This is a genomic window from Wolbachia endosymbiont of Onchocerca volvulus str. Cameroon, from assembly GCF_000530755.1.
Lineage (GTDB): Bacteria > Pseudomonadota > Alphaproteobacteria > Rickettsiales > Anaplasmataceae > Wolbachia.
This window is the reverse complement of sequence record NZ_HG810405.1, coordinates 14,194-28,975: the sequence shown is the minus strand read 5'-3', so window position 1 is coordinate 28,975 and position 14,782 is coordinate 14,194. Positions and strand designations below refer to the sequence as shown.

The window sequence follows — 14,782 nt, the reverse complement described above, 5'->3', positions numbered from 1 at the left end:
TTCTTAGATAAAGCTATTACTATTGAAATTATGGAAAATATTTTTCCATAAAAATTCAACAATGAGAAAAAAATAACATATTAAGATTAGAAAATTTATATAATCATTACCCTTTATTGTTGGTAATAGCCTTCCAAAAGAAATGTTTGAAAGCCCAGTAAGAGAATATGATAATGCTACTAATTTATTTAAAGCAATTACTTAATTAAATGTAGTAGCCTTAAAACTTCGTTCTCTATTTTATAAACGCCACTCTTAAAGCTTTCATCCATCAAACATACAGTAGAAAGATATATTTGCTGTTTTCTTGCAACATCGATAGTCAAAGTACCAGGAGTGATCGTGACTGAATTTGCAAATAATGCAATACTTTTATTGTTATGTCCTTCGCATTTCTTTACAATGATTATTGGCTTGAGTTTAAGTTTAGTTTGTAAAACCTTCTTTGTTACATAAATGCTTGATAAAATAATCTGATATGTTAACCACGGCATATAATTTACTAGTAACTTATAAAACGATAATTTACTTACACCATTTAAGATCTGACTGAAAGCACTTTCAGCATTTATCAATCGTTTAAAGATAAATAATGTGAACACAGAAGAAAATACCCCACAAAGAACAAAAAACGTCTCAAAATTACCAGATAACATAGTCCATAAAGAAAACAAAATTATAAATGATAGAGAAAAAAACTTAATTTTTTGCTTAAGATTCATGATTTGCAGTATAATTCAAGTAACTTCTTAAGAAAAGACAATAATAAATAATAACCGATATGAATTTACATATTAATAATGATCTGATTTTAGGCTATAGAAAGAAAATTCAAATTTACTAATAAATTATTAATCCACTACAACATACTAGCAACTAAGGCCACAATGGTATAGTGCAGAGAAACTTGACCTGCACTTTCGTCCAAGTAGAAATTACTTAATTTTTACATATCTACTGTAGAATAGAATAGCTGAATCTGAAACGAAAATGTTAGCTGAAGCTCAAACTTTACTAATGCTTACATTACTTGAAATTATACTTAACATAGATAATTTGATCTTTATTTCTTTATCTCTAGATAAGATACCAAATACTCTAAAAGAAAGAATACGCCTTGCAGGTCTTGGACTAGCACTGTTAATGCGTCTTATAACACTGTTTTTTACATCATACATATTATCAATGCAAAAACCTATATTTCATCCTGCATCGCTAAACATTTCAGTAAAAGATTTACTTATGATAACAGGAGGATTATTTCTCATCATTAAAAGTGTCATAGAGTTACAGAATGACATTTTTTTATGCAAGCAATCTGAAAAAAAAATAGATATTAAATCACAACCATTTTTAGTTATATTACAAATCACATTAATAGACTTAATCTTCTCAGTTGACTCTCTATTAACTGCTATAGTATTAACTCACAACACGGCTATAATTGCTATAGCGTGTACATTTTCTATATTAGTAATGATATTCTTATCGAGTTACACTGTTCAGTTAATTAAATCTAGTACAAGACTAAAAACAATTGCCATCTTATTTATTTTACTTGTTGGTGTATACCTAACCCTTGAAGGGATTAATATAGAATTACCAAAAGGATACTTATACTCTTCATTGATATTTGCATTGCTTGTAGAAGCTACAAACAATATAAAAAAAAGTATGCTGTATGAAAAAGAGAAAAAACAACTTTAGATTTTATTCCCACTCAATAGTTGCTGGTGGTTTAGAAGTTAAGTCATATACGACTCTATTTACCCCGGAAACATTGTTAACGATTATGCTGCTGACATCTTGTAAAAAACTCCAAAATATTGATGAATATTGACTTTTATTTTCAAATGGAAATGCATCAGCTGTCATACCATCAGAAGATGTCACGGCTCTCAAAGCACAAACATACCCGTACGTACGACTATCTCCCATGACACCTACAGTTCTTATTGGCAACAGTACAGCAAAAGCCTGCCATATTTGATCATATAAATTATAATTTCTCATTACATTAATATATATTTCATCCACGTCTTGTAATATTCGTACCTTTTCTTCATTAACCTCACCTATAATCCTTACTGCGAGCCCAGGTCCAGGAAAAGGATGTTGAAATAATATTTTATCTGAAAGACCAATTTCTCTTCCAAGCATTCTTACCTCATCTTTAAACAGGTAGCGTAAAGGTTCCATCAACTTTAGATTCATTTTTTCTGGCAATCCACCAACATTATGATGAGATTTAATTGTACTAGCATATCCTGAAGCGTGTCCTGATTCAACTACGTCAGAATAGATGGTACCTTGCATCAAAAAGGCTACATTACCTATTTCCTTTGCTTTTTCTTCAAACACTTCGATAAAAGTGCTACCAATAATTTTTCGCTTTTCCTCTGGATTAATTATTCCCTTCAATCTATTCAAAAACAAACTTGATTTATTAACATAGTTCACAGGAATTTCTTTCAACATAGTGATAATCTGGCTCCTGTGTAATAATCCAGTATCAATAAAAATACAATTCAATTGTTTCCCTATAGCTTTATATGTGAGAGTTGCTGCAACACTCGAATCAACTCCACCACTTACCGCAGCGATTACTTTCTTATTACCTACTAAATTCCTGATTTTTCTCTTCTGTTTTTCAACAAGTGATTTCACCGTCCAATCTCTTTTACAATTCGTAATATCCAAGAAATTAGAAAGCAACTTACTACCATTTGTCGTAGGCTTAACTTCAGGATGGAACTGAGTACAATATATCTTACGTTGTTCGTTGACAATTATTGCAATTGTTTGATTTATTACACCTGATGCAATAACAGTAAACCCTTGTGGTATAGTTTCAACACTATCTACATGATTCATCAATACATCTACTTCAGAATTAATATTCCATGTACCTTTTATAATAGGAGATTCTTTTAGTATTTTAATCTTAATTTTACCAAATTCTTGCTTGAATTCCCTTCTTACCTTTGCCCCAAAATGATGACAAATAATTTGTTGTCCATAGCATATCCCAAGTATAGGAACACTTGTTACCTCGTTAAATTTTATAATCTCACGTGCTACTCCATCTATATCAGAATAACTATCATTGACAGATTGCGGTCCTCCAGAGAAAATAAATCCATTGCATTTTGACATTACTTCAAAATTAATGTTGCTTTGGAATATCTCACAATAAACACCCATTTCTCTGATTTGTTTTGCAATAAGCTGTGTAAATTGTGAACCAAAATCAATAATAGCAATCACTGATAACGTGTTCCTCTATATCATATTATTCAAAGCAATACTCAATAATAAAGAAAATGATGGAGTAAGTAAATTGAGACCTCCTCAAAAACTCTAATATATGGTGTAGGCTAACTTAATTTAGCTTAAGTTGACAGAAATTCTACATAATGTAATTTGACTCTCTTACCCTTTCTTCTTAAGGTTAGGCATATTTTAAGTTTTTCCTTAACCATTATAATTCCCCCCCCCTCAATAACAAAAATAATGCTATTACCTATATATAGGATGTGTATAAAGACTTAGCTAAAATTATTTCCCGGTTTCACTGTTTATAAACTTTTTTCACTTTAATTCCATATCTCTACCTCTTTTAGAGTAATTTAACACAAGCATTTTTCCTAAATATAAATAAAGCATCATCGATAAGCTCCTCATTTTATACTCCAGTATATTCATACTTAATTACCTTTTAGGCTTATCTACCCTTAGATTTATCGACTTTAAATATATCTAATGCTCACTACCCACCATATTATTCAATACCTTACACAACAGTATATATAATATTATAATTTTGTCTCTAACTCTCTCTCTGCCCTTTTTTACCTACATATTTTTCTATTCCACTAAAAACACACATTCCTAAAATGTTAAGAAAATTTCATAAGTTGAATAAAATTAATTTAGATGCTTTTATAAATTTTTTCCCAATTCCATTGCCACTTGAATAATGTATCCAGCACACCAAAATACACTTAAGAAAGACAATCAAAATTCCTGACTTTAATCTTTAATATACAAGCACATACTAACTACCAATGTCGTACCTGAAAAATCCTCCTGGCCATCGCAGAAAATTTAACGCCGAATATACTTTATTTTTAGCTTCCTCTAAAGTATTCCCCTCTCCTACTACATTTAATACTCTTCCACCATCAGAAATCCAATTACCACTTTTATCCAATTTAGTACCAGCATGAAACACCAATATACCAGGAATGCTTTCAATTTTATCCAACCCTTTAATTACTTCTCCTGTTTGATAATTACCTGGATAGCCCTTACTTGCAACAACTACACAAATTATAGTTTTGTTGGTGAGTTCCACCATTTTGGAACTTAATTTTCCTTCTGCAACTGATAACATCAATTTTAATAAATCACAATTTTTATCAAATCTAGGCAAAATAGATTGTATTTCTGGATCACCAAATCTAACATTATACTCAAGAAGTTTTGGGTCATTTTTACAAATCATCAAACCAGCAAAAAGCACTCCACGATAAGGGGTTCCCATATTAGCCAGTGCTTGAATTGTCGGGTATATTATTCTTTGGATAATTTTTTGTTCCATATCCTTACTTATCATCGAAGGTGATGAGTATGATCCCATACCTCCAGTATTCTGACTATCATTACTCTCATCAACCCTTTTATAATCTTTCGCACATCCAAGAGTTACTACTTTTAACCCATCAACAAGAACAAAAAAACTTATCTCTTCCCCAACTAAAAATTCCTCTATAACTATTTCCTCACCTGATTCACCAAATTTCTTTTCTACCAGCATCGAATCTATTGCTACAAAAGCTTCGCTTTCTCTATTACATATTATCACACCTTTCCCTGCAGCAATCCCATTTGCTTTTACCACAAGTGGAAATTTTATTTTATTGCTGAGTATAAAGTTTTTAGCTAATCCCTCATCAATAAAACACTCATACTTAGCAGTTGGTATGCCATATTGCCTGCACAGCATCTTGGTAAAGGATTTTGACGCTTCAAGTTTTGCAGCAGCTTGACTTGGAGCAAAAACATTTATTCCCTCTGCAACTAAGTTGTTAGCAAGACCATCAATTATTGGTTGTTCTGGGCCAATGATAACTAACTTTATATTTTCTCTTTTGCAAAATCGTGTAACATCAATTGGTTTTTTAATATTTATGTTCACAAGAACCCCAAGATTTCTCACAGCTGCTCGTCCAGGAGCGACATACAACTCAGTTAAAATAGGAGACTTTTTGAGAGCCCAAAGCAAAGCGTGCTCACGTCCACCAGAACCCACAACTAGAACCTTCATCTTTAATTTCCTCGTTTTTCCACATACTTAAACCATCACCTGTCTATAACGGTATCATTACTCATATACTTTTGCAATACGCTTGGTATTGCAATCGACCCGTTAGAATTCTGATAATTTTCCATTATGGCAATAATCGTCCTTCCTATAGCTAAGGCTGAGCCGTTTAAAGTATGAACGTATTTTTTCACCCTTTTATCAGCCTCTAAAGAATATTTAGTATTCATTCTTCTTGACTGAAATGTACCACAACTCGAGCAACTTGATATTTCTCTGTACTTATTTTGCCCAGGCAACCATACTTCTATGTCATAAGTCTTTTGCACAGCAAAACCCATATCACCACTACATAGCAGCATCACTCTATATGGTAATTCTAATCTTTTTAATATCTCTTCAGCAATACTCGTCATGCGTTCAAGTTCGTCTTTTGATTGGCTTTCAGTTGTGATACTTACCAATTCTACTTTACCAAATTGGTGTTGTCTTATCATACCCCTTGTATCCCGCCTTGCACTGCCAGCTTCTTTACGAAAGCACTCTGAATACGCAGCAAAACGAATAGGCAGTTCCTTTTCTTCTATTATTTTACCAGTAACTAAATTTGTTAAAACAACTTCACCTGTAGGAATCAATCTTAACTCATCGGTAGTCAAATATGACTCATCAGAAAATTTAGGCAGCTGGGCAACGTTATACATCGCCTCATTCTTCACTAAAATTGGATGATATACTTCAGTATAGCCAAATTCATTAACATGCATTTCAAGCATAAAATTTATTAATGCTCGTTCAAGCTTGGCTAATTTCCCTTTCAACACTACAAATCTTGACCTAGAAATTTTCGTCGCTTGTTCAAAATCCATTAAATTCAACCCTTCCCCGAGTTCATAATGAGACTTTGCTATAAAACCAAATTGTCTTTTTTCTCCATACCTTCTAATCTCTAAATTAGAACTCTCACCTTCACCCATTGGTATATCTTGCATAGGAATATTTGGTAAACTAAATAAGATATCCACCAACCTGTCATTCTCTATTTGCTCCTTTAAGCTAATCACCTTTATTTCACTTGCAATACTTCTTGACAATTTTATTTGCTTTTCGCAAGGGCTATTGCTCATTTTAAGTTTTTTTATTTCCTCTGTAATTTCATTAAGTTGCCTATTTAAATCTTGCAATTTAGTGGTCAATAATCTTTTTTCGTGATCAATTTCTAATACCTTTCTTACGGTAAACTCTTTAATTCCTCTTTCCCTCATAATCTTCTCAAATTCTTCAGGTTTTTTTCGTATATATCTTATGTCATGCATATATTGCATTACTACCAACATTGTTACTGTACCTCAAAAGTCTTTAATACTCAATATCTTTACTCATATTACTAACAAACGCTAAGATCAGTACAATTGACCTTATTCTCAAAATTCATTAAAATTTAGTTAGTGTCCGTAGAACTAATATGTTATCCATAACAAAAAGATACAATAAGTTCAAAGGAAGCACTCACTTCACTAAGCTTAAAACTAATGGGAGATTTGCTATCTACGCTCCTGGTACATATCTGACAGCTACATTCCTTATTGCTTATCTGAGGTCGATAATAGAATTTCCTCTCTTACCTTTACCATTTACTGTGTTAATTTCTCATCCTGTAATTCAGGTTGTAACAGGAGTAGTTTTTACAGTAACATGCAAGATGATATCAAGACTTTATACAGCTTAATCAAAGGCTTTATTAGTAAAAAAGAAGCAAATCAAAATAAGCAAAAAGTTCCAAGTGAGAATAGTAGTATTATAGCAGGTAATAAACATAGCTTAGAGAACAGCAGTTATATAAGTTTTCCTACTCTAAAGGACAATGATTTAGATGGTAAAGAACTTTATGAAAATTTACCAACGCTTGTACATCAAACAAATAGAGAAAATTATACCTATTGGTTACAACAACATGATATTGCTCATATTGCAAGAGCTGTATATAACTATTCAGAAAGTTTAGATGACCATATATCCCTTTGTACTCCTGGCAACCTTGAGACTTTTAATGAAAGATTGATAAAATATAAAAATAAGGCAGAACAGAAAGATCAAAAAGTAACGTTCACTTCAATGATAAACTTAGGAAAGTGTTATTGGGCTACGTTAGTAGTTGCATACAATTCAAATAGTAAATAATTTAGAGCCTATTATTGTGATTCTTTTAGAGCTAAACTACCACCGCTTTGGTAAGCAACTTAGTAATACAGAAAATGCAAATGAGTTAGTTACCCCCTAAATAAGCAAGCTAGTGAAAGCTAAATGCACAAAGAAAAAAAGAAATGGGTAAAGATGTCCAAAAAAAACAGTACAAATGCGCCGGAACAAAAAAAATAAATTAGTTAACATTCCAATAAACACTAATAGTATAGTAAGTGCACTAGAAGAGATCTTGAAAATAGAGAGCAATGATATAGTAAATTCCTCGATTAAGCAGCAAAACGACAGTTGTAACTGTGGAATATTTGCGTTAGAAAACGATCATAAAATTACACAAAAGCTCAGTGAAGGCAAACCACTTGATGAAATTGATAAAGAGCTATCAAAATATAGATTTAATTTAAATAAGAAAAGAAGAGAATTTACAGAAGCACTCATAAAAGATGAATAATGGAAGGAAGATTTGAAAAATGGGCTGTTATGTGAGCTCATAATTATATTCTACTTCAAAAAAGGAAAAGAAAAGTTGGCATAGCATTATGTTATTATGAAAAAGAACCTTATACCCCTTCAAATAGGAAATTTAATAATCAATTCTCCGGTAATTTTGGCACCAATGTCTGGGGTAACTGATTACCCATTTAGAAGTATTATAAAGAAACTTGGTGCAAGTTTACTAGTCTCAGAAATGATCGCAAGCAAAGCCATGATTATACATACTCGCAAAAGTATGCAAAAAGCTAAAGTTGATGAATTGACTGCTGTGCAACTTGCTGGATATGAGCCGGATGTGATTGCAGAAGCTGCAAAATTAAATGTGGATATGGGTGTAAAAATCATAGATATAAATTTTGGGTGCCCAGTAAAAAAAGTTGTAAATGGTTACGCAGGATCAGCGCTAATGCGTGATGAAAAAAAGGCCGCTGAAATAATTGAAGCTGCAGTTAAAGCAGTTAATGTGCCAGTTACAGTAAAAATGCGCACTGGATGGAACAATGAAAGTCGTAATGCTCCACGTTTAGCAAAAATTACAGAGGATCTAGGCGCAAAAATGATAACCATTCATGGAAGAACAAGAGCACAATTTTACAGTGGCCAAGCAGATTGGAAATTTGTTAGAAGCGTCAAAGAGCAAGTAAAAATTCCAGTTATAGTAAATGGTGATATTAAAAATTTAAACGATATTCAAAGAGCTCTCAAAGAGTCTGAAGCAGATGGAGTGATGATAGGTCGTGGTACTTATGGTAAACCTTGGTTGATTAATCAAGCAATAAATTTTATAAGCGGAAACAAAATCTCCGAACCAACAGCCTTAGAAAAATTAAGTATAATACTTGAATATTACGATAGTGTTCTTGAGTATTACGGAAAGGATACAGGAATGAAAATAGCCCGCAAGCATATAGGCTGGTATAGTATCGGGCTTAAAAATTCATCTGAATTTCGCATGAGAATAAACAATATGACAGACAGCATGGAAGTAAAAGAAAATATAGTTAGCTTTTTCAGCTAAGAAATTCTCTAGATAACTTTAACTAAACAAAGAAAGATAATTTACTGTTTATTATGATATTAGTATTTTTTGTGACACTGCGTGCTTTTAAATTCTTTTAATATTCAAGAAATTTCCTAAACAAAAAAAGATAGAAGAAACTTAGCAGCAGACAGTCGTTTACTCATTTATATTATACCTTTGCAAATTGGTGTTCTACATTATCTTAAACAAATTATAGTGTATTTTAACTTAAAAACCTAAGAATATAAGGTGAAACTAATAAAGACATGAGCATATAACATAAAAATTAAATATAAAACTAATTACATAATACTCTTATCGTTCAATCTACATAAAATTAAAGACAATTGAATACCATTATCCTTATGATAAAGGAGCTGGCACAAAGTATATCAAATTGCAAGTAATTTTTATCTGGCGTCATTTAGGTAAAAACTACACAAGAAATTTAGTATATATATAAGCTAAACTTTATCAACAGACAAGTGACCTAATACTATTAATTTTTATAGGCTTATCTCCGTTATATAATATTAACAAAACTTCATTGCCTTTGTAATCAACAGTTTCTACTAGTATAGATATTGCATAATTACTGTTATTAACAATTCTTATATTAAGAATATCATAATTATTTAATCCTAGAGTTGAAGAATGGATTTATATCAAACTTTTTATCTAAGTAGGCTTACGCTATAGTTAATTCCCCGCAAGAATATAGTTTCACTATTATTTATGCATATTTCTACACTCTAATTCTCTTCTGTTAAGCAAATTAATTTAAGTTATACTACCAAGCTCTATCTTATTTGCTTATTTTATTTTCTGAAATATATACTAGTACAAGCGCATGATTAGAATTAACTACGTGAGTTATCTTCTGTTTAATACTAATAAAGTTCTCCTTCATTCAGATTAATCATATTTATATGATCATCAACAGAAAACTTAACTGTAATATTTTCCAAGTTTAGCTCTAGCATTCTAGATTAACTTTTATATTTTACAACACAATAAAAGTTACCTCTAGCTTATATACCCCGTAACTTTTTTCACATTCTCACCATCAAATAAATAAACAACAGCAATCTTATCACTTACTCCTGAGACAAGTTTGGTTTCATTAAAAAAATTTAACCGCATTAAAAAAACTAAAGTATACAGGACAACTTTGTAACCTACACTCCTAAACCCTTACTGAAAAAACTACTGGTTGTACTATTATTGCTATAAATCACTTATTTTTTTCTCAAAAATACACCACTAAAAAAACAACAGAACAACAGCGTACTAGAAATAGTAATAACTTCGCTTCTCATCTTTAAGTAATAAAGTCTACTAACTAGCTTTTGTTAGAAACATACATACAAACTAGATTGTAGAATTAGAAACAATAAGCACAATATTAAGTTTATCGTTATACTATAAATAAAGAAATAAATATAAATATCAATAAGTTTTTTTATCTTTTTTGTTTAACAAATTTCTTAATACTTTTGGTTAAAGTAACCTATAATACAATCTGCTACATATTTGGATAATAGGAGGAAAATTCTAAAACAATAAGCCTTCAGAAAATTTATGTAAAATTCAGTATTCATAAAAATTATGCTTTTTTCATGCATCTCATAGTTTTTGTAATTAATGAAGAATGCTGTAACAGCTGGTTCAGCTTTCAAAACACAAAATAAAATCACTGGCACAATAAATTTAGGAAAGTTAAAATTACAACCCTGAAAGATAAGGTAAGCAAAACAAATATACCTCTTGACATAGAAGGAAAAGGAAGAACAAATAGAGAGCTTAATTATGGTATTATACAAAAAGTATAATATAAATAATTTAGGTGCAGCTCTGAAAAATTTACTTCTGTAGAAAGTAGTAAAACCGATAAACTAGTTCTTACAGAAAAAGTAGCAAAAAAGCTTACTACCACGGAGTTATAGATGCAGATGCTTAACTATTCAGCGCTACAAAAGCAAAAATAATTTTAGGAAAAAAGATGTAAAGGTACTCAAAAACTCTCATTAGAAATAGATCTTGTAAGTAACATAGACTCACAAAAAAGCTATGGTAGAAAATACAGACTTACGTACTGCAGTAAAAGTAAAAGGAACCCTAGCAGTAACACAACGTTTTAAAGTATCGTTAAAATTGAGGTCAACGTAAAGAATCAGAAAATTATAAGGCTCTGTAAAAAAATAATATCCAACTAGTTTTTGAGGTTTCAATTAACGAAAATATTTAACTTTCCTAGTGATTGGTAAATTAACTTAGATTACATATTACAATACTTACTTTTGTATTTTTTTTATCATTCCAGCATCACACGCTGGAATCTAAGTACTTCAAAAACTAGATCTTATAGTTAAGCCATAGAACAAAGATAATCTTCATTATTTAAATTCAAGTATTACAATATTGAGGCGATATCATCAAAAGCATTAAAAAACACTGTCTATTATAAAAATTAACTACAAACCACAATCCCATATAGCTTATGCATTTGTATTAGGATGATGCAATATATATATCATCACAACTAATAAATAGGAAAATTATTACAAATCTTTTCAACTTTGTCTTTCACTACTTTTTCGACATTTGAGCTATCTCCACTAATTAATCCCTGAATTACTTTATTTATTAGCTCAGCTATTTCTTTAAAATTTTTCGCCTCAAGCCCACGTGTTGTTTCAGCAGCAGTACCGAAACGCAGTCCTGAAGTAATAGTCGTTTTTTCTGTATCAAACGGTATAGAGTTTTTATTGCAAATAATACCAGCTCTCTCAAGGCTATCCACAACGCCTTTTCCAGTTAATTTCTGCGGTCTTAAGTCAATTAACACCATATGAGAGTCAGTGTCACCAGTTACAATGTTCAGCCCATACTCTTTCAGAGCTCGAGCCAAAGCTTTAGCATTCTCAATAACTTTTTTGCTATAAGTTTTAAACTCCGGTGCTAATGCTTCTTTAAATGCAACAGCTTTTGCAGCTATTACATGCATAAGCGGTCCACCTTGCAATCCTGGAAAAACTGCAGATTGAATTTTTTTATGTAATACTTCATCATTTGTCATTATTACCCCACCACGAGGGCCGCGTAAAGTTTTATGAGTAGTAGAGGTTATAACATGTGCATATTCAGTAGGTGATGGGTACTCACCTACTGCTATAAGCCCCGCATAATGAGCAATATCTGCAAGTAAATATGCACTAATCTTATCTGCAATCTCACGAAAACGCTTAAAGTTTATTCTCCTTGGATAAGCAGAAGCACCAGCTATTATTAATTTTGGTTTATGCTCAAGCGCTAGTTCTTCTATTTCATCCATATCGAGCAAATAAGTATCTCGTCTAACCGTATACTGAATTGACTTAAACCACTTACCAGAAAGACTCGGCGTTGCACCATGAGTTAAGTGCCCACCACAACTTAATGATAAACCAAGTATTGCATCGCCTGGAGAAAGCAGTGAAGCAAACACTGCTTGATTTGCCTGAGAACCAGAGTGAGGCTGAACATTTGCAAACTTAACACCAAACAGTTTACAAAGTCTTTTTATGGCGAGATTTTCAACTTTATCTACATATTCGCAGCCACAATAATACCTTTTTCCTGGGTAACCTTCTGCATATTTATTAGTTAGAAAAGAACCTTGCGCTTCCATTACTGCTCTACTTGCAAAATTTTCTGATGCAATCAGCTGCAGTTGTGACCTTTGACGCTGCAACTCTTTCTCTATAGATTGATAAACTTCACTATCAGAAAATCTTAAACCCTTTTTAAGGATGAAAACTTCCTCTGAAACGCTTGCCATAAATCAAACCATGTTAAGCTTAATAATACTAAAATACACTCTATCTACAAGTAGTTTTAAGAACGTTCCCTTAACCACACAAAACCGAAAACAGCCAAAAGTAGGCATACAGGAATAATTGATATTGCCTTTATCAACAGTTCAGGACCATACACAGGATTCCCTTGTATTACTGTTCTATCCCAATAGAAACTTACTATTTTTGCAATCCCAATATGAAAAAAATAGCCAAAAATCATAATTATCATATTTGAAACAGCTGTAGCTAGTCCTACTAAGTTATTGCTTACGTAGCTTATTGCTTTGTAAATGGTAATTACCTGATATCCAGATGCAAAGCCGATAATAAGAAGTGTAGGAACCACAACATATAAACCACCAACCTGTATAAAAAGTAAGATGAAGCTGATAATCATTGTAAGAGAACATGTAATAATCACTTCATAATGCCTACTTGGATACTTCTCTAATAAAAAAGCTAAAAAGAATGTTCCAGCTCCAAAACCTATAAATATAAAAGAAGAAAGAAAAGATGCCAAATCTCCTGTTATCTGATAGACTTCACATAAGAACGTTCTTGCCCAGCCATCAGCAAAACCTTCTAGTGGACCAATCATTAAGCTACCAAAAAAACTAATCAAAACTATGTGCTTGTTACAAAGTACACTTTTTAAATCTTGAAGTATATTGCTATTTATAGCTTCTTGTGTATTATTATTTGGTGTTACAAAAAATAACAACAAAGCGAGTAAACAACCAATTATTGAGAAAGCATATATAACATAATCCCAACCAAAGCTATTAAGTAAGAAATCTAGAGGTAATCCGCCATAAATAGCTCCCAGTAACCCTATTATTATAGATAAACTAGTCATTTTTGCTGATCTTTCTCGAGAGAAATACATGGTTGCAACTTTAAAGATCCCAATTGCTGAAGCAGATGATCCAACTCCAACAAGTATTCTACCAAGAATTGAAGGATACCATTCATCAAAATATATAAGTGGTAGTGTTCCAACAAATGTTAAAATAGTGCATATAGGCAAAATAAGCTTTGGCCCAGATCTATCAAGAAAAAGACCAACAGGTATATGAGCTAATGTATATCCTACATAGTATAACCCACTAAATTGACCGACATCAACTATGTTTATATTAAACTTTGTCATTAACCCAGGTGTGATTATATTTGGGATTACACGTAATATATATTGATATGCATAAAAGAGTGATGCTAATAACCATACTAAAAACTTTCTCTGTAACACAAAACTCATTTTAAATTTACTACTATAGGTGCTCTAGCTACAAAAAGCAACATCTTTGCAAATATTTTTTCAATTTATTAAAGTTTAACAAAATTAAATTCATAACTATCATATATCGACTAAATTTTATAGCATAAAGAGAATATTTTCTAAAAAGGCTTTTTACTTTGTTTCCTTCACAAATTTTATTTATACTTTTATTTTGTAATAAAATTTTATCTTAAATAGCATAATTTTTAACAAACTTAGCATCAAAACCATTACATCTACCCAGTTGATTAGCCTCTTTACATATAGAATGACATAATACTAAAGTAAAAGATAGATCAGCGAACATGAAAACAACAAACAATATACTACAAAATCACATATGAAAGTATTAAGTAAGACACCTAACACACCATCTAGGTAACAGACATGATAGACTAAATAGAGAGCTTTTAAGCAAGATAGAAGAAATAATAAAATTATCGTAAATCAAGCAAAGCACTATGATAAAGATTTAGAAAGTCTATATAAAGATTTAAGACTTGATAAAAATTTGTTTAGGTTTTTGCTAAACACTAAGTGCTAAAACTTCTAAGCACTTACCTAAAAAAGAAAGAAGTCATTACAAAATTCAATAGTAAACATCACATCAACGGAAGCTA

At 31.4% G+C, this 14,782-nt stretch carries 10 protein-coding genes; 4 read left to right on the top strand and 6 right to left on the bottom strand.

The window, feature by feature from the left end; genetic code table 11:
• Positions 1 to 197 precede the first annotated feature (197 nt).
• On the bottom strand, positions 198 to 722 hold the full coding sequence (locus WOVOC_RS00150; protein ID WP_025263933.1) for a Na+/H+ antiporter subunit E: 525 nt from the start codon (positions 720 to 722) through the stop codon (positions 198 to 200).
• 268 nt (positions 723 to 990) lie between these two features.
• Between WOVOC_RS00150 and WOVOC_RS00145 the strand changes: the two genes are divergently transcribed.
• A complete protein-coding gene (locus WOVOC_RS00145) occupies positions 991 to 1,707 on the top strand; it encodes a TerC family protein (RefSeq protein ID WP_025263932.1) in 717 nt (238 codons plus the stop codon).
• 3 nt (positions 1,708 to 1,710) lie between these two features.
• Here the strand turns inward: WOVOC_RS00145 and guaA are convergent, their stop codons facing one another.
• From guaA to serS, 3 genes are all read right to left on the bottom strand, one after another.
• The gene (gene guaA / locus WOVOC_RS00140; RefSeq protein ID WP_029784303.1) at positions 1,711 to 3,267 is read right to left on the bottom strand and encodes a glutamine-hydrolyzing GMP synthase; all 1,557 of its coding nucleotides are present in this window, start codon (positions 3,265 to 3,267) and stop codon (positions 1,711 to 1,713) included.
• A gap of 790 nt (positions 3,268 to 4,057) precedes the next feature.
• On the bottom strand, positions 4,058 to 5,329 hold the full coding sequence (gene purD / locus WOVOC_RS00135) for a phosphoribosylamine--glycine ligase (RefSeq protein WP_025263931.1): 1,272 nt from the start codon (positions 5,327 to 5,329) through the stop codon (positions 4,058 to 4,060).
• Positions 5,330 to 5,364: 35 nt separating this feature from the next.
• On the bottom strand, positions 5,365 to 6,642 hold the full coding sequence (gene serS, locus WOVOC_RS00130) for a serine--tRNA ligase (protein ID WP_025263930.1): 1,278 nt from the start codon (positions 6,640 to 6,642) through the stop codon (positions 5,365 to 5,367).
• A gap of 379 nt (positions 6,643 to 7,021) precedes the next feature.
• On the opposite strand from serS, the gene WOVOC_RS00120 reads away from it, so the two are divergent.
• The 3 genes from WOVOC_RS00120 to dusB all read left to right on the top strand — a co-directional run bounded on the left by WOVOC_RS00120 (position 7,022) and on the right by dusB (position 9,041).
• Positions 7,022 to 7,507, top strand: a complete 486-nt coding sequence (locus WOVOC_RS00120) for a hypothetical protein (protein WP_025263928.1) — start codon at positions 7,022 to 7,024, stop codon at positions 7,505 to 7,507.
• 175 nt (positions 7,508 to 7,682) lie between these two features.
• Entirely contained in the window at positions 7,683 to 7,979 is a 297-nt protein-coding gene (locus tag WOVOC_RS00115; protein ID WP_025263927.1) for a hypothetical protein, read from the top strand.
• A 96-nt stretch (positions 7,980 to 8,075) separates the two neighbouring features.
• On the top strand, positions 8,076 to 9,041 hold the full coding sequence (gene dusB / locus WOVOC_RS00110) for a tRNA dihydrouridine synthase DusB (protein WP_044104034.1): 966 nt from the start codon (positions 8,076 to 8,078) through the stop codon (positions 9,039 to 9,041).
• 2,545 nt (positions 9,042 to 11,586) lie between these two features.
• On the opposite strand, the gene glyA is transcribed toward dusB, so the two are convergent.
• Both glyA and WOVOC_RS00085 read right to left on the bottom strand, forming a co-directional pair.
• Positions 11,587 to 12,864 carry a serine hydroxymethyltransferase gene (glyA, locus tag WOVOC_RS00090; RefSeq protein ID WP_025263925.1) on the bottom strand — a complete coding sequence of 426 codons (1,278 nt, stop codon included), beginning with the start codon at positions 12,862 to 12,864 and terminating at the stop codon, positions 11,587 to 11,589.
• A gap of 56 nt (positions 12,865 to 12,920) precedes the next feature.
• Positions 12,921 to 14,141: an MFS transporter gene (locus WOVOC_RS00085; RefSeq protein ID WP_029784302.1), complete on the bottom strand. Its 1,221-nt coding sequence runs from the start codon at positions 14,139 to 14,141 to the stop codon at positions 12,921 to 12,923.
• Positions 14,142 to 14,782: the final 641 nt, after the last annotated feature.